Here is a 15505-nt window from a genome sequence, read left to right as displayed (position 1 = left end):
GCACAGCCCGCCGACCGCTAGGGTCGCCGCCGTGATCTGCGTCCTGGCCGGCGGGGTGGGGGCAGCCCGCCTGCTCCGGGGGCTCGCCCAGCTCGTGCCCCCGAGCGAGCTCGTGGCCATCGGCAACACCGGCGACGACCTCGTGCTCCACGGCCTCCACGTCAGCCCGGACCTCGACACCGTCGCCTACACCCTGGCCGGCCTGGCCGACGAGGCCCAGGGCTGGGGACGGCGGGAGGAGCGCTGGACGGTCATGGAGGAGCTCGAGCGCCTGGGCGGCCAGACCTGGTTCCGCCTCGGGGACCGGGACCTCGCCACCCACCTCTACCGGACCCAGCGCCTGGCCGAGGGCGCCACCCTCACCGAGGTCACCGCCGAGCTCGTGGCCCGCCTCGGGGCCCCGCTCCGGCTGCTGCCCATGTCCGACGACCCGGTCCGGACCCGTCTCACCCTGGCCGATGGCCGCGAGGTGGCCTTCCAGGAGTACTTCGTGGCCCTCCGCCACCAGGTGCCGGTCCGAGCCGTCCGCTACCTCGGCGCCGAGGCCGCCCAGCCGGCCCCCGGCGTCCTCCGGGCCATCGCCGAGGCGGAGCGGATCGTCGTGGCTCCCTCCAACCCGATCCTCTCCATCGGCCCCGTCCTGGCCGTCCCTGGGGTCCGCCCGGCCCTGGCCGCCCGCCGGGACGACGTGGTGGCCGTCTCCCCCCTCATCGGCGGCCGAGCCGTCAAGGGCCCCGCCGACCGTCTGCTCGCCGAGCTCGGCCACGACGCCAGCTCAGCGGCCGTCGCCCGCTTCTACGCCGAGCTCGCGGGCACCTTGGTCCTGGACCACCAGGACCGCGACGACGTGGCGGCGGTGCAGGCAGCCGGGGTTCGAGCGGTCCTCGCCCCGACCCTCATGAGCGACCTGGCCCGGGCCACCGAGCTCGCCCGCGTCGTCCTCGCCGCCGGCCCCGCCAGCGTCCCGACCCCCGATCCGGCCTGAACCGTGCCCGAGACGACCCGACTCCTCGACCCGCCCCCCGGCGGCCTCCTGGTCCTGCCGGTCCCCGGCATCGGGGAGGTCCGCCCGGGGGACGACCTCGCCGGCCGCATCCTCGCCTGCGCCGAGCTCCGCTCGGCTGACGTCCTCGTGGTCACCCAGAAGGTGGTCTCCAAGGCCGAGGGCCGCCTGGTCCCGATCGACCCCGAGGACCCGGCGGCCCGACGCCGGCTGGCCGAAGCCGAAGCGGTCCGGGTGCTCCGCCGGCGCGGCGACCTCGTCATCACCGAGACCCGCCACGGTTTCGTCTGCGCCAACAGCGGCGTGGACCTGTCCAACGTGCCGGCCGGCACGGCCGCCTTGCTCCCCGAGGACCCCGACCGCTCGGCCCGGCGGCTCCGGGACCAGATCCGGGCCCGAACCGGCCTGAGCGTCGGGGTGATCATCTCCGACACCTTCGGCCGGACCTGGCGACGCGGCGTCACCGACGTGGCCATCGGCTGCGCCGGGGTGGCCGCCGTCGTGGACCTCCGGGGTCAGCCCGACGCCACGGGCCGCACCCTGGTGGCCACCGAGGTCTGCCTGGCCGACGAGCTGGCCGGGGCCGCCGAGCTGGTCATGGGCAAGGCCGCCGGGGTGGCCGCCGCCATCGTCCGCGGGGTCAGCCCCGAGTGGCTCCGGTCCTCCTCGGTGCGCGCCGAGGTGGTCCGTCCCCCGGCCGAGGATCTCTTCCGCTGACCTCGCCGCCCTGGCTGACCCGCCGGCGACCAGACCGGTGCCGGCCAGCGCTCCACGCCAGGACAGCGGTGAGCCCCTCCTCGAGGGGCGTCCAGGGCCGCCACCCCAGGTGCACCGCGGCCCGACCCGGGTCCAAGGCGTTGCGCCGCAGCTCGCCCGCTCGGGGCGGGGCGAAGGTCAGGGCCGGCTCCACCCCGGCCACCTTGCCCAGCAGCTCGGCCAGCTCCAGCACCGAGACCTCCTGGCCGGTTCCCACGTGCAACAGCAGACCACCCCCGCGCTCGACCGCCCGCACGAAGGCGTCGACCACGTCGTCCACGTAGACGAAGTCCCGCGTCTGCCGGCCGTCCCCATAGATGACCAAGGGCTGGCCGGCCAGGAGCCGCTCGGCGAAGATCGCCACCACCCCCGCTTCCCCGTGGGGGTCCTGGCGGGGCCCGTAGACGTTGGCCAGCGCCAAGGCACAGAACTCCAGGTCGTGCAGCTCCCGCCAGCAATGCAGGTACTCCAGGCCGGCGAGCTTGGACACGCCATAGGGAGACAGCGGTCGGCGCGGATGCGACTCTCGAACCGGCAGGTCCTGGGCTCGGGGCTCACCGTACAGTGTTCCACCGCTGGCGGCGTAGACCACCCGGCTGGCCCCGCAGGCCACCGCTCCCTCCAGCACCCGGAGCGTCCCGAGCACGTTCACCTCGGCGTCCTCGACCGGGTCGGCGACCGAGCGGCGCACATCGGCCTGGGCGGCGAGGTGGAAGACCACCTCGGGTCGCCGCCGCACCATCAGCGGCACCAGCTCCGGCCCTCGGATGTCCAGCTGGTGGAACGAAAAAGCCCGCCGGTGCCCCGCTCGGGCCTCGGCCAGGTTGGCCAGCGAGCCCGTCGAGAGGTTGTCCACCACGTCCACCTGGTGGCCCTCGGCCAGGAGCCGGTCCACCAAGGTCGAACCGATGAAGCCGGCCCCGCCGGTCACCAGCGCGGGGTCCGGCAGCCGCGCCGCCTCCAGCGCCGTTCCCGCCGGCACCCGGGCACCGTCCCCCACCACCGTCTCGGCCCGCAGACTGGCGCCCGCCCCCACTTCGGCTCCCTCCCCGACGACCGAGTCCCGCACCTGTGCGCCTGCACCGACCCGAGCCCCGGGCAGCAGCACCGCGTCGACCACCTCGGCCCCCTCCCCGACTTCGACGCCGGCGCCGAGGGCACTGCCCCGCACCCGGGCGCCCGCCGCCACCACCGCCCCGGGCCCGAGCCAGCTGGTCGCCTCGACCTGGCCTGCGATGATCGCCTCGCCGCTCACCCAGACCCCCGGTCGCAGCTCCCTCGCGCCCGGGCTCGGCGGCCAGCCGCGCCGACCCGCGAGGTAGTCGGCGTGCGCCTGCAGGTAGGCCCTCGGGGTGCCGGTGTCCAGCCAGTAGCCCTCGACCGCCAGGGCGCCCAGTCGGCCCTCGGCAGCCAGCGCCGGGAAGACCTCCCGCTCGATCGAGACCCGTTGGCCCGGCTCCACCTTCGCCAGGGCCTCGGGCTCGAGCAGGTAGCAGCCGGCGTTGATCTGGTTGCTCGGGGCGGTCCCTGCCGGCGGCTTCTCCACGAAGGACCGGACCCAGCCCGCCTCGTCGCTCACCACCACCCCGAAGCGCGACGGGTCCTCCACCCCGACCGTGGCGATGCTCGCCACTGCCCCCAGCCGGCGGTGCAGGGCCAGCAGGCCAGCCAGGTCCACGTCGGCGAGAACGTCCCCGTTCACCGCGGCCGCGAACGCGATGGCCCCGGCGGTGTCCAACGGTTCGGCCTCCACCACGCAGCGGGCCGGGAGCACGCCGCAGCGCCCCGACCCGTAGTGGGCCAGGAAGGCCTCCGGCCGGTACCCGAGGGACAGGACCACCTCGTCGACCCCGGCCCGGGCCAGCTGCTCCACCACCCGCTCCAGCATGGCCACCCCGACCACGGGCAGCAGCTGCTTCGGTCGGGTCCAGGTGAGGGGCCGCAACCGGGTCCCCTCGCCTCCGACCAAGACGACCGCTCTCACGACGAGGAGGACGAGGCTTTCGAGCGGGACGACGCCGCGGACCCCGAGGAACCGCTCGACCCGGCGCTGCTCGACCCGGCGCTGCTCGATCCTGTCCCGCTCGAGCCGGTGCCGCTGCTCCCACTGCTGGCGGTGCCGCTCGAGGTGGGGGTGCTCGAGGTGGGGGTGCTCGTCGGGGAGCTGCCCGAGGCGGCCGACGAGGCGTCCTGGAGCATGGCGGTCACCGCCGAACCCGACGGACGAGGCACCTTGGCCCCTGCGGGCACGAAGGCGAGGGTGAGCTCCTGCTCGTCCCCCAGCTTGTACCCGGTCGGGTCGGCCAAGCGCTCCGGGGAGGTCGAGGTCGGCGTCGGCCACAGGTCGACCTCCACCTGGCCGGCCTTCCCGGCGTCCTTCGTCCCCTTCGGGCAGACCTCGCCGTTCTTGAAGGTCCGGTCGACCGTCGGGCCGGCGCTGCGCTGGCCCGGGTAGCGGATCGAGCTGCTCGTCAGCACCAGCCCGGGGTAGTCCTGCACGAAGCGGCCCAGGGTGGCGTTGTCGCCCGCCTCCGCGGAGGTCTTCGGGTCGATGTGGATCACCCCGTCCCCGGCGGTCGTCAACCCCAGGCCGGGCCCCCTTTTCACCGGCGGGTTGGCCGGCAGGTTCGGCTCGACCGTCCCGCAGATGTCCACGGCGAAGGCGTCGAACCACTGGGTGCCCACGGCCGGCTGGGTCGCCGCCGAGGGGTTCTCCTTCTCGTAGCGGCTGTACCACACCAGCGCCACGCCGAGGATGGCGATGAGGACCAGGCTCGTGTACCACTTGACCGGTCGCTGGCCGCGATAAGCCCGGCTGCCGCCGGTGGCGGCTGCCCGCTGGACCCACTTGCCGGTATCACGCCTCGCCATGGTCGGGCCGTCACCCTACTCCGCACCGGATCCGGCGCGGGACCGGGTGGCCGAAAGCGCCAGGAGCTCGCCGAGCAGCCGGATCCCGAGCACGACGGCAGCACCCGGCAGGAGCAGCTGCCGCCACCCCTCAGCCCGGCGGGCCGCGAAGCGCAACGCCGAGCGATGGTGGGCCACGGCCATGGCCACCGGTCGACGAGCGGTCGAGGCGCCCTGCTCGTGGACCACGACGGCCGCCGGGGCGAAACGGACCTGCCAGCCGCTTCGTCTGGCCCGCCAACAGAGGTCCAGGTCCTCCGCGTACATGAAGTAGCCCTCGTCGAAGCCGCCCAGCTCCTCCCAGGCGGTGCGCCGGGCGGCCAGGCAGGCCCCCGAGACCCAGTCCACGGCCATCGGCTCCCCGAGGGCCAGGTCGTCCATGCGGTAGCGGGCCGACCAGCGGTTCCCGGGTAGCACCCGACCGAGGAGGGCGTGCCCCAGGGCGTCGCCCCACGAGGGGAAGCGGCGCGGCGTCGGGTAGCGGCTGCCGTCGGGCCGCAGGACCTGCGGGCCGACCACGGCGGTCAGGGGATCGGCCAGCAGCACCGCCGCCAGGGCAGCCAGGGCACCGGGGCGGAACACCACGTCGGCGTTCGCCACCACCACCACCTCGGCTTCGGTGGCCGCCACGCCCCGGTTGGCCCCCGCCCCGTACCCCAGGTTCAGGCCGGGCCGCAGCACCCGGCCGCTGAGGCCTGCGGGCCAGGTCACGACCGTCGACCCGTCGTTGTCCACCACCACCACCTCGGCAGCCCCCTGACCGACCAGGGAGGCCAGGCAGTCGGCGAGGCGGCCGCTGCGGTAGTCGACGACGACCACCGCCACTGAGGCCGACTCAGCCACGGCGTCCCGTTCCCGCCTCCGGTGCGCCGGTTGGGCTCGGCACCTCCGGCCACTCGACCCGGCCGCTCCGCCAGGCCGACAGGAGCCGGGCCAGGGCGTCCTGCCAGGCCGGCAGGGGGGGCAGCCCGCTCGCCCGCCAGGCCAGGTTGTCCAGGACCGAGTTCGCCGGCCGGGGAGCGGGCCTCGGCGGGTCCAGCTCGGCGCTCGCGATGGCTTCGACCCGGGAAGGGTCCTCCCCGAGCTGGCGGAGGATCTCGGCCACGAAGCCGTGCCAGGTGGTGGCCCCGCTGTTCGTCAGGTGGAACCGCCCGGGCCGGCCGTCGACCACCAGCCAGGCCAGGGCCACGGCCAGGTCGGCGGTGAAGGTCGGGCAGCCCCGCTGGTCCGCCACGAACCGCAGGGGCTGCCCACTCGCCAGCAGCCGCAGCACCGTCCGCACCATGTTCCGCCCGTGGGCGCCGCAGACCCACGACGTCCGCACCAGGCTGTCCCCCGGCCCGAGCTCCAGCTCGCCGGCCAGCTTCGACCGCCCGTAGACCGACCGGGGCCGGGGCGGGTCCCACTCGGTGTAGGCCCCTTCGGCCTCCCCGTCGAAGACATAGTCGGTCGAGACGTACACCACCCGCGCCCCGACCATCCGGGCGGCCTCCACCACGTGGCGGGTCGCCAGGCCGTTCACGGCGAAGGCCCGGTCCGGATCGGCCTCGCAGCCGTCCACGTCGGTCCAGGCCGCCCCGTGGACCACGACGTGGGGTCGGAGGGTCGCCACGAGGGCCCGAACCGCCGACCGGTCGGTCAGGTCGAGGTCGGGCAGGTCCGTCCCCACGGCCTCGCACACCGGGAGGCGGGCCGCGGCCAGCCACGCCTCGGACCCCCCGACCGGCAGCTCGCCGCCCAGGCAGGCCAGGAGGTCCCGGCCCAGCTGACCGGCGGCCCCGGTGACCAGCACCCGCAGGGGCCGCCGGACGCTCACGCCGGCTCCGCCGCGCTCGAGCCCGCCGGAGCCCAGGCGGTCTCGACCACCGGGGCCCGGGCCACCAAGGGTTCCCACCACTCGACGTGCTCCGCGTACCAGCGGACGGTCTCGGCCAGACCCTCGGCGAACCCGATGCTCGGGGCCCAGCCGAGCTCCCGGCGGATCTTCGTCGTGTCCAGCAAGTACCGCCGGTCGTGGCCCGGCCGGTCCGGCACCACCGTCTTCAGGGTCGCCGGCTTGCCCAGCGCCCCCAGCACGGCGTCGGCGATCTCCTCGATGCTGGCCTCCACGCCGCTGCCCACGTGGTAGGTCTCGCCGAGCCGGCCCTTGGCCAGCACCGCCTCGATGGCCCGGCAGTGGTCCCGCACGTGGAGCCACTCCCGCCGGTTGGCCGTCGAGGCGTAGAGCGGCAGCGGCTCGTCCCGCAGCGCCCGGGTGGCGAACAGCGGGATCACCTTCTCCGGGAACTGGTAGGGGCCGTAGTTGTTCGCACAGTTCGTGATGGTGGCCGGCAGGCCGTAGGTCTCCACGTAGGCCCGCACCGCGTGGTCCGCACCGGCCTTCGAGGCGTTGTAGGGCGTCCGGGGCCGGTAGGGGTCCTCCTCGGTGAAGGCCCGGTCCTCGTCCAGGCCCAGGTCCCCGTAGACCTCGCAGGTCGAGATGTGGTGGAACCGGGCGATCTCGGCCCGTCGGGCCACCTCCAGCAGCGTCTGGGTGCCCAGCACGTTCGTCCGGAAGAACCGCCCGGGGTCCAGCACCGCCAGGCTGTTGTGGGACTCGGCGGCGAAGTGCACCACCGTGTCCACCCGGTAGCGCCGCACCGCCTCGGCCACCGCCTCGCCGTCGCAGACGTCGGCCACGACCACCGGCACCCGCTCCTCCAGGCCCGCCAGGTTCTCCCGGTTCCCGGCGTAGGTCAGCGCGTCGAGCACCACCACCTGGTCCTCGGGGTGCTCCTCCACCCAGTAGCGCACGAAGTTCGACCCGATGAAGCCACAACCGCCAGTCACGAGCAGGTGCACGGCGGGCCATGGTAGACGGCGGGTGCCTGGCCGGAGCCCCGAGACGACCGGGTCGCTCGACCGCAGGGCCCAGGGGCTCGCTCCAGCGCCGAGCCCATCCGAACCCGTCGCAGGACCAGCCCGACGCGGACATCGAGAGGCGATAGGGTCGCATCGTGAAGCGGACGACGGTCCTCCTCCCCGACGATCTCGACGCCAGGGTCCGCCTCGAGGCCCGCCGTCGGGGTGTCGCTGTCGCCGACGTGCTCCGGGAGGCCGTCGCCCAGCACGTCGCTGCCTCGGGCCCTGCGGGTCGGCTGGGCTTCGTCGCTGTCGGCGACGGCGAGCGGGCCGATGCCTCGGAGCGGGTGGACGAGTTCGTGGGCAAGGCGGTGGCCCGCCGGAGGCGGCCGAGCTAGGCGCTGATCGTCGACGCCTCCGTGGTGGCCCTGGCCGAGCGCCAGCATGCCCGGGTGATCGCCGCGCTGGGCCAGCGTCACTTCTCCGTCGTGCGACCCCGGCACGTGCCAGCGTTCGAGCTGGTTCCCTGACCGACGCGCCGACGAACCCGCCTCGGCGACCCGAGCGGCGCCGTACGGGTCGGAGCGCTGCGGTCGGCTCGACGCCGCACCCACCCAGCGGTGGGCGCGTGGTCTGCGCTCCGTCAGGTCAGGCTCTTGCCTTCCCTCCCGCCGGCCCGTTCTTGCCCGTCGCGGTCCACCCAGATGAAGAAGCACTGCGGGAGGTTGCCGAACCGGGCATCCTTCACCTGGCAGAACCGCAGCCCCAGATAGTCCAGGTCCACGGAGCCGTCCGCCGCCTCGACGACAGCGACCTCGCCGCGATTCGCCTCCCACCGATCGAAGAGTCGTTCCGTGTCGATCGGCAGCGAGCTCACGACGAACCGCTGTCGCACCGGGCCGGCCAAGCCGATCAGCCGGTCCGGGATCTCCTCGGGGTGTTCCCGCCAGTACTCGATGAGCCCACCGATCTGCCAGTACTTCACCGTGTTGTCGAGGATCGTGGTCGGGTCGATATGGCCGGGCCCGAACTTCGGGCGACCCGGGTCACTGAAAGAGCCGCCGTAGTGCAAGCGGACGACCAGCGCGCCTTGCCGCCTACCGCGCTCTGGGGCTCCGACGCGTGTGCCCAGCTCCGCGAGGTCGATCTCTTTGCCTTTCTGCAGCACTCTTTTCCAGAGCTCTTCAGCGACCGGCACGTCCTTGCGGCTCGCGGCCGTTGGTGGACGCGCCGGGGTCGTCTCCAGGCTGGGAGCGGTGGCTCGAAACGGTGCCGCCGAGGGGCCGACCGGCGCCGAAGGCCGATCTCCCGGCTCGCTCTTCGGCTCCTCCCGCCTCTGGCTGCCACGCACCACGCCCACCACAGCAGCGGCTGCGGCCACGGCCGAGCCGAGCCCCGAAAGCCAGTCGGTGGTGCTCACCGCGCATGCCCCCGGTTCTGCGAAGCACTCCGCACGGGCGCATCTCCGCGCCAAACCCGCCACTGTCTGCCCGCCACGACGCCTTCCTCCTTTGCCGCCGATCGCCGAGCCGCCGCCCGGCTCGCCGCCGATCTTAGGGAACGCCGGACCTCCCGCGCGAGTCCTCGGCTCGCCTCGGCTCCCCTGGCACCCGCGGGGCGGCCCGCAGGTGTTGCACGTCGCCGGCCGCCACCACCCGCCGGCTCCCGTCGCCCAGGGCCACCACGAGGGCTCCCTGCTCGTCGACGGCCTCGGCGCGGCCGAGGAGGACCTCGTGACCAAGCTCCACCCGGACCTCCTGGCCGAGGGTGGCGCACCAGGCCTCGTAGGCCGAGCGGAGCCGGCGGCGCCCGTCCTGCTCGGCCAGGGCGACCAGCCAGCCCTCCAGGCCGAGCAGAAGCGCCTGGAGAAGCTCGGGACGCGAGGGTCGGTGGCCCGCCAGGGCGACGAGCGAGCTGACCCGGCCCCGGAGGTCCTCGGGCAGCGCCTCGCTCGTGGTGGGCCAGGCGACGTTGAGGCCGAGCCCCACGACCACGGCGGCCGGGGACGGCGCGTCGGTGCCCCCGACGGCCTCGGCCAGCACTCCGGCGACCTTCTCGCCCCGGGGCGAGAGCAGGTCGTTCGGCCACTTCCCGACCAGGGCCACCCCGGCCACCGTCCGCACCGCCTCGCTGGCCGCCAGGGCGACGGCCGCCGTGGCCCAGTGGAGCTCGGACCACCCGAGGCGAGGGCGGAGCAGGACCGAGACAAGGAGGTTGGCCCCTGGTGGCGCCTCCCAGCGCCGACCCAGTCGGCCTCGCCCGCGGCGCTGGTAGTCGGTGGCGACCACCAGGCCCTCGGCCTCACCGTGCCGGGCCGCCTCGGCCACCAGGTCGTTGGTGGAGTCGACCGCCGGGAGGTGCCGGATCCGGTCGAAGCGGGTCCCGGGCACGGCGGTCGGCCAGGCCTCGTCCACGCCCGGACCCTAGCGCCGGTGACCGTCGCCCCAGGCCCTGGCCAGCGACGATGGCGCCGCCGGCGAGGGCCGTGCCAGGCTAGGGTCCCCACCGGGTCGGCGGCTGGCCCGCCGCGGCCGGTCCCCGGCGGGACGACGACCGAGGAGAGGGGAGCCAGGTGTTCGGGAAGGTCCTGATCGCGAACCGCGGCGAGATCGCCGTCCGGGTGATCCGCACCTGCCGAGAGCTGGGGATCGCCACCGTTGCCGTCTACTCGGAGCTCGATCGGGACGCCCTCCACGTCCGGCTGGCCGACGAGGCGTACGCGCTCGGCGGCCAGAGCGCGGCCGAGAGCTACCTGAACACCGAGGCCATCCTGGACGCCATCCGTCGCAGCGGCACCGAGGCGGTCCACCCCGGCTACGGGTTCTTCTCCGAGAACGCCGACTTCGCCCGGGCGATCACCGCCGAAGGGGTGACGTTCATCGGCCCCCCGCCCGAGGCCATCGAGGTCATGGGGGACAAGATCAGCTCCCGGCGGGCAGCCGAGGCGGCCGGGGTGTCGGGGGTCCCGGGCCGGACCGAGCCGGTGACCGACCCCGAGGAGATCCTGGCCTTCGGCGAGGAGCACGGCTGGCCGGTGGCCATCAAGGCCGCCTTCGGCGGTGGCGGCAAGGGCATGAAGGTCGTCCAGGGCCCCGACGAGGTCCGGGAGGCCATGGAGTCGGCCCAGCGGGAGGCCCAGGCCTACTTCGGCCGGCCCGAGATCTACCTCGAGCGCTACCTCGCCTGGCCCCGGCACATCGAGATGCAGGTCATCTCGGACACCCACGGCAACCATCTCTGGCTCGGCGAGCGGGACTGCTCCTGCCAGCGGCGGCACCAGAAGCTGGTCGAGGAGAGCCCGGCCCCGGCCTTCCCCGACGAGGTCCGCCGGCGCATGGGCGAGGCGGCGGTGAAGGTGGCCCGGGCCTGCGGCTACGTGAACGCCGGCACCGTCGAGTTCCTCTACCAGGACGGCGACTTCTACTTCCTCGAGATGAACACCCGCCTCCAGGTCGAGCACCCGGTCACCGAGCTGGTCACCGGCCTGGACCTGGTGGAGCTCCAGCTGCGGGTGGCCTCCGGGGAGCCCCTGCCCTTCGGCCAGGACCAGATCGAGCGCCGGGGGCACGCCATCGAGGTCCGCATCAACGCCGAGGACCCGGCCGAGGGCCGGTTCCTGCCCTCCCCGGGCACCATCCAGCGCTTCCGCCAACCGGCCGGCCCGGGCGTGCGGCTGGACGCCGGCTACGAGGCCGGGGACACCGTCAGCCAGTTCTACGACAACCTCGTGGCCAAGCTGGTGGTCTGGGCGCCCGACCGGGACGCGGCCCGGCGCAGGATGATCCGGGCCCTCGAGGAGACCACCATCGAGGGGATCGCCACCACGATCCCCGCCGAGCTCGCCATCCTCCGCCACCCGGACTTCGCCGAGGCCCGCCACTCGACCAACTGGGTCGAGCAGCGCCTGGACCTGCGCGGCGTCCAGGCGGCGCCCGCACCGACGAGCGCTGAGGAGGTCGGCGAGGAGCGGGTGCTCCGGGACGTCACCGCCGAGGTCAACGGCCGCCGCTACCAGCTCAAGCTCTGGCTCCCGACCGCTGCCCTCCCCGTCGGGTCGGCCCCCCTCGGGGCCCGGCCCGGCCAGTCGGCCACGCGTGCGGGGCGGTCGTCCCGACCTCGAAGCGCCGCCACTCAGACCGGTTCAGGGACGGTCACCGTCCCCATGCAGGGCACCATCGTGAAGGTCCTCGTGGCCCCGGGCGACACCGTCGAGGCCGGCCAGACCCTCTGTGTCCTCGAGGCCATGAAGATGGAGAACGCCATCACCGCCGACCGGGACGGCACGGTCCAGGAGGTCCGGGTGCAGGCCGGCGACGCCGTCGGCCCCGGCGACGTCGTCGCGATCATCGGCTAGCCCCGTCCAGTCGTCCTTCCTCGACGCCGTCGCCCCGCGGGGCGTCCCCGGCGTCCAGCCGTTCCTCGACCAGGGCGGCGAGGTCGCTCGAGGACTCCGGCTGGCCCGGGGTCCCGAACCGACGGGCGAAGTCCGGGTCCAAGATCGCCGAGGTGGCGGCCTGGCTCCGGTTCGCCACCTGGAGCTTCCGGAAGATGGCCTTCAGGTGGCTGCGGACCGTGTGCTCGCTCAGGAACAGGGCGGCGGCGATCTCCCGATTCGACATGCACGTGGTCAACAAGGCCAGCACCTCGCTCTCCCGCCGGGTCAGCAGCCACTTCCGCCCCGGCCGCCACATAGGCCCGTTCCAGGGACGGCCGCAGCACCCAGGTGTAGACGGCCACGGCCCCCACCCGGGGGTCTTCCGCGAGGCGCCCGACCTGGGCCAGCCCGTCGTCAGCGCGGCCGTAGCTGTCGAAGAGGCAGACGTCGCACGGCTGCTTCGGGCCCTGCCGGACGTCCAGCTCGCTCACCGCCACCCGGTCGCCGTAGGGCTAGAGCAACCGGGCCAGTCCAGCCAGGACGAGCTCGTAGTCGTTGGCGAGGGCCACCCGCAGCAGGCGTCGGTCCGGGCTGGCCTGGTCGTCGAGCGAAGACATGGGCCCGTTGTAGCCCACCGGATCGCGGAGGAAATCGCCCGAACGGGTGAGGCGCCCTCCGGGGAGGCCCAGGAGACTCGGCCCGTGCGCCCGATGGCCCCCGCAGCGACGGTGATCCGCCTTCCCGCCGAGCGGCTCGAGCTGGCCGCCCGCGGCGTCCCGGCGCGGCCCGAGGCCCCGCTCCTCGGGGATGCCTGGCACTGGGCCCGGCTGCCCGACGGGGCGGTCCACCTGGCCGTCGTCGACGCCGAGGGCCACGGCCACCGGGCCCACCGCCCTCGTCGCCCACCTCCACCCCCACGACGGCACCTGCACCCTGGCCTCGGCGGGCCACCTGCCCCCGCTCCTGGTCCCGGCCGACGGCGTCCCGGCCCGCTACCTCCCGGTCCCGGGCGTCGCCCTCGGCTCGCCGGGCGGCGGACCGGGCCCGGAGGTCCGGCTCTCCCTCGCCGGAGGGGGACCTCCTGGTGCTCTCCACCGACGGCCTCGTCGAGCACGCCGGGGACCTCGTGGCCGGTCTCCGTGACCTCCGCCATCGGGCCTCCTGCCTCGGGGGCCGGCCCCTGGCCCTCGGCCGACCGGCGTGCTCGAATGAGGCCCGTGCCCCGTGACGCCGCCGAGCTGAAACGCCGGGTCCAGGAGACCATCGACGAGCACCGCTCCACCTTGGTCGGCCTGGCCGAGGCCCTCCACGCCGACCCCGAGCTGGCCTTCGACGAGCACCGGGCCTCGGATCGCTGCGCCGAGCTGCTCGAGAAGGCCGGCTTCGAGCTGGAGCGGCCCCTGGCCGGGCTGGCCACCGCCTTCCGGGCAGCCGCCGGCCACGGCGAGCTCACCGTGGCCCTCTGCGCCGAGCTCGACGCCCTGCCCGGAGTGGGTCACGCCTGCGGCCACAACCTCATCGCTGCCTCGGCCCTCGGGGCGGCCCTCGGGCTGGCCGCCGTGGCCGAGGACACGGCCTGCCGGGTCGTGGTCCTCGGCACCCCGGCCGAGGAGGGCGGCGGGGGCAAGGTCCTCCTCCTCGAGCGAGGCGCCTTCGCCGGGGCCCACCTGGCCCTCATGGTCCACCCCTGGCCCGAGGACCGCCTCACCGCCCGCTGCCTGGCCGTCGACCACCTCCAGGTGACCTACACCGGCCGGGAGGCCCATGCGGCCGCCGCCCCCTGGCAAGGGGTGAACGCCGGCGACGCCATGGTCGTGGCCCAGGTGGCCATCGGCCTGCTCCGCCAACACTTCGAGCCCGGCGCCCTGGTCCACGGCGTGGTCGACTCGGGGGGCCAGGCCCCCAACGTCGTGCCCCAGTCGGCCACCGGCCGCTGGATGCTCCGGGCCCCGACCCTCGAGGCCCTCCAGGCCCTTCGGCCCCGCATCGAGCGCTGCTTCGAGGCCGGGGCCCTCGCCACCGGTTGCCAACTCGAGATCCGACCCCTGGCCCCCACCTACTCCCACATGGAGCCCGACCAGGACCTGCTCCGGCTCTGGCGGGCCAATGCCGAGGCCCTCGGCCGGCGCTACCCGGCCGACGACGCCGGCCAGGAGCCGCCTGCCCTCTCGACCGACATGGCGAACGTCTCCCTGACCCTGCCGGCCATCCATCCGCTCATCGGCATCGACGCCGGAGGCGCCTGCAACCACCAGCCCGCCTTCGCCGCGGCCTGTGTGGGCCCCTCGGCCGAGCGGGCCCTCGTCGACGGGGCCCTCGCGCTGGCCTGGACGGTCGTCGACGCCGCCACCGACCCGGGTCTGCGGGCCCGGCTCCTGGCCGGGCAGCGACAGCCCCTGCTCCCCGGGGCACCCCCGCCGCCGAGCTCGAAGGCCTGACCCCCAGGAGCGAGGTCCCCGCCGACGGCGCGACGACGGCGACCCACGGGCCCCGCCGGCGGCCGACCAGCGGCGGGACGGGATCAGTGGCCCGGCTGGTAGACCCCGAAGGCCTCCCGGAGCACGTCGGACACCTCCCCCAGGGTGGCCATGCGGCGCAGGGCTTCCCGCATGGGCACGAGGAGGTTCTGGGTGCCGCGCGCCGCGGCCGCCACGTCGGCCAGGGCGGCGTCCACCGCGGCCTGGTCCCGCTCGGCCCGCACCCGACGGGTCCGGGCGACCTGGGCCTCCTGGAGGGCCGGGTCGATGGGGAACACCTCGGCCGGCTCGGCCTGGTCCTCCACGAACCGGTTCACGCCGACCACGACCTTCTCGCCGTCGTCGATGCCCTTGGCGTAGGCGTACGCCGCTGCCTCGATCTCTTCCTGCATGAAGCCCTGCTCGATGGCGGCCACCGCCCCGCCCAGGGCGTCGATCCGCTCCAGGTACTCCCAGGCCCGCCGCTCCACCTCGTCGGTCAGCCACTCGACGTAGTAGGAACCGGCGAGCGGGTCGACGGTGTCGGCCACGCCGGACTCGTAGGCCACGATCTGCTGGGTCCGCAGGGCGATCTTCGCCGCCTTCTCGGTCGGCAGGCCCAGGGCCTCGTCGAAGCTGTTCGTGTGCAGGCTCTGGGTGCCACCGAGGACGGCGGCCAGGGCCTGCACCGTGACCCGCACGATGTTGTTCTCCGGCTGCTGGGCCGTCAGGGTCGAGCCGCCGGTCTGGGTGTGGAACCGCAGCAGCTTCGAGCGCTCGTCCTTCGCCCCGAACCGCTCGGTCATGATCCGGGCCCACATGCGTCGAGCGGCCCGGAACTTCGCCACCTCCTCGAAGAGGTTGTTGTGGGCGTTCCAGAAGAAGCTCAGCCGGGGCGCGAACTCGTCCACCGCCAGGCCGGCCGCCCGCGCCGCTTCCACGTAGGCGATGCCGTTGGCCAAGGTGAAGGCGATCTCCTGGACCGCCGTCGACCCGGCCTCCCGGATGTGGTAGCCGGAGATCGAGATGGTGTTCCAGCGGGGGATCCGCTCCCGGCAGTAGGCGAAGGTGTCGGTCACGAGCCGCATCGAGGGCCTGGGCAGGTAGATGTAGGTGCCCCGGGCCACGTACTCCTTCAGGATGTCGTTCTGGATGGTGCCCCCA

At 74.5% G+C, this 15505-nt stretch carries 17 protein-coding genes; 7 read left to right on the top strand and 10 right to left on the bottom strand.

The window, feature by feature from the left end; all coding sequences use genetic code 11:
* The first annotated feature begins 31 nt into the window (after nt 1-31).
* Both cofD and cofE read left to right on the top strand, forming a co-directional pair.
* Nucleotides 32-985 carry a 2-phospho-L-lactate transferase gene (cofD, locus tag Acit_RS08110; protein WP_248107898.1) on the top strand — a complete coding sequence of 318 codons (954 nt, stop codon included), beginning with the start codon at nt 32-34 and terminating at the stop codon, nt 983-985.
* Nucleotides 986-988: 3 nt separating this feature from the next.
* A complete protein-coding gene (gene cofE / locus Acit_RS08105; protein ID WP_248107896.1) occupies nt 989-1720 on the top strand; it encodes a coenzyme F420-0:L-glutamate ligase in 732 nt (243 codons plus the stop codon).
* On the opposite strand, the gene Acit_RS13085 is transcribed toward cofE, so the two are convergent.
* From Acit_RS13085 to rfbB, 5 genes are read right to left on the bottom strand one after another with little or no spacing between them, the layout of a single operon-like run.
* A complete protein-coding gene (locus Acit_RS13085; protein ID WP_312710265.1) occupies nt 1644-3743 on the bottom strand; it encodes an NAD-dependent epimerase/dehydratase family protein in 2100 nt (699 codons plus the stop codon). The two genes, cofE and Acit_RS13085, sit on opposite strands and share 77 nt — an antisense overlap.
* Nucleotides 3740-4630 (bottom strand): hypothetical protein, encoded by an 891-nt coding sequence (locus Acit_RS08090; protein ID WP_248107886.1) that lies wholly within the window; start codon nt 4628-4630, stop codon nt 3740-3742. Before Acit_RS08090 ends, Acit_RS13085 begins: the two co-directional genes overlap by 4 nt.
* A gap of 15 nt (nt 4631-4645) precedes the next feature.
* Nucleotides 4646-5512: a glycosyltransferase family 2 protein gene (locus tag Acit_RS08085; protein ID WP_248107884.1), complete on the bottom strand. Its 867-nt coding sequence runs from the start codon at nt 5510-5512 to the stop codon at nt 4646-4648.
* Nucleotides 5505-6485 carry a dTDP-4-dehydrorhamnose reductase gene (rfbD, locus tag Acit_RS08080; RefSeq protein ID WP_248107882.1) on the bottom strand — a complete coding sequence of 327 codons (981 nt, stop codon included), beginning with the start codon at nt 6483-6485 and terminating at the stop codon, nt 5505-5507. Before rfbD ends, Acit_RS08085 begins: the two co-directional genes overlap by 8 nt.
* The gene (rfbB, locus tag Acit_RS08075; protein ID WP_248107880.1) at nt 6482-7510 is read right to left on the bottom strand and encodes a dTDP-glucose 4,6-dehydratase; all 1029 of its coding nucleotides are present in this window, start codon (nt 7508-7510) and stop codon (nt 6482-6484) included. The genes rfbD and rfbB overlap by 4 nt, the downstream gene beginning before the upstream one ends.
* Before the next feature lie 155 nt (nt 7511-7665).
* Between rfbB and Acit_RS08070 the strand changes: the two genes are divergently transcribed.
* Complete coding sequence (locus Acit_RS08070; RefSeq protein ID WP_248107878.1) at nt 7666-7908, top strand: ribbon-helix-helix domain-containing protein; 243 nt, start codon at nt 7666-7668, stop codon at nt 7906-7908.
* A gap of 245 nt (nt 7909-8153) precedes the next feature.
* On the opposite strand, the gene Acit_RS08065 is transcribed toward Acit_RS08070, so the two are convergent.
* Together Acit_RS08065 and Acit_RS08060 are read right to left on the bottom strand one after the other, a co-directional pair.
* Nucleotides 8154-8930 (bottom strand): hypothetical protein, encoded by a 777-nt coding sequence (locus Acit_RS08065; protein WP_248107876.1) that lies wholly within the window; start codon nt 8928-8930, stop codon nt 8154-8156.
* A 133-nt stretch (nt 8931-9063) separates the two neighbouring features.
* Nucleotides 9064-9924: a biotin--[acetyl-CoA-carboxylase] ligase gene (locus Acit_RS08060; protein WP_248107874.1), complete on the bottom strand. Its 861-nt coding sequence runs from the start codon at nt 9922-9924 to the stop codon at nt 9064-9066.
* Nucleotides 9925-10082: 158 nt separating this feature from the next.
* Here Acit_RS08060 and Acit_RS08055 point away from each other — a divergent pair, with 158 nt between their 5' ends.
* On the top strand, nt 10083-11864 hold the full coding sequence (locus Acit_RS08055) for an acetyl/propionyl/methylcrotonyl-CoA carboxylase subunit alpha (protein ID WP_248107866.1): 1782 nt from the start codon (nt 10083-10085) through the stop codon (nt 11862-11864).
* Here Acit_RS08055 and Acit_RS13080 read toward each other — a convergent pair.
* Together Acit_RS13080 and Acit_RS08045 are read right to left on the bottom strand one after the other, a co-directional pair.
* Complete coding sequence (locus tag Acit_RS13080; RefSeq protein ID WP_282436599.1) at nt 11854-12201, bottom strand: response regulator transcription factor; 348 nt, start codon at nt 12199-12201, stop codon at nt 11854-11856. The two genes, Acit_RS08055 and Acit_RS13080, sit on opposite strands and share 11 nt — an antisense overlap.
* Before the next feature lie 196 nt (nt 12202-12397).
* Nucleotides 12398-12775: a hypothetical protein gene (locus Acit_RS08045; RefSeq protein WP_248107864.1), complete on the bottom strand. Its 378-nt coding sequence runs from the start codon at nt 12773-12775 to the stop codon at nt 12398-12400.
* Here Acit_RS08045 and Acit_RS13945 point away from each other — a divergent pair.
* From Acit_RS13945 to Acit_RS08035, 3 genes are read left to right on the top strand one after another with little or no spacing between them, the layout of a single operon-like run.
* A complete protein-coding gene (locus Acit_RS13945) occupies nt 12693-13028 on the top strand; it encodes a SpoIIE family protein phosphatase (protein ID WP_376746037.1) in 336 nt (111 codons plus the stop codon). The two genes, Acit_RS08045 and Acit_RS13945, sit on opposite strands and share 83 nt — an antisense overlap.
* A complete protein-coding gene (locus tag Acit_RS08040; protein WP_248107862.1) occupies nt 12970-13113 on the top strand; it encodes a hypothetical protein in 144 nt (47 codons plus the stop codon). The genes Acit_RS13945 and Acit_RS08040 overlap by 59 nt, the downstream gene beginning before the upstream one ends.
* A complete protein-coding gene (locus Acit_RS08035) occupies nt 13094-14323 on the top strand; it encodes a M20 family metallopeptidase (protein ID WP_282436598.1) in 1230 nt (409 codons plus the stop codon). The genes Acit_RS08040 and Acit_RS08035 overlap by 20 nt, the downstream gene beginning before the upstream one ends.
* An 83-nt stretch (nt 14324-14406) precedes the next feature.
* On the opposite strand, the gene Acit_RS08030 is transcribed toward Acit_RS08035, so the two are convergent.
* Nucleotides 14407-15505 (bottom strand): acyl-CoA mutase large subunit family protein (locus tag Acit_RS08030; RefSeq protein WP_248107859.1); only part of this gene is annotated, 1099 nt, incomplete at its 5' end.

Source organism: Aciditerrimonas ferrireducens (assembly GCF_023130475.1).
Lineage (GTDB): Bacteria > Actinomycetota > Acidimicrobiia > Acidimicrobiales > UBA8190 > Aciditerrimonas > Aciditerrimonas ferrireducens.
The sequence above is the reverse complement of the archived record's forward strand: the minus strand, read 5'-3'. Positions and strand labels throughout refer to the sequence as shown.

Bases quoted from the DNA above. Each gene is read 5' to 3' on its own strand.
- Acit_RS08035 (WP_282436598.1), top strand. From the start codon at position 13,094: ATGAGGCCCGTGCCCCGTGACGCCGCCGAGCTGAAACGCCGGGTCCAG.
- Acit_RS13945 (WP_376746037.1), top strand. From the start codon at position 12,693: ATGCCTGGCACTGGGCCCGGCTGCCCGACGGGGCGGTCCACCTGGCCG.
- Acit_RS08090 (WP_248107886.1), bottom strand. From the start codon at position 4,630: ATGGCGAGGCGTGATACCGGCAAGTGGGTCCAGCGGGCAGCCGCCACC.
- Acit_RS13080 (WP_282436599.1), bottom strand. From the start codon at position 12,201: ATGTGGCGGCCGGGGCGGAAGTGGCTGCTGACCCGGCGGGAGAGCGAG.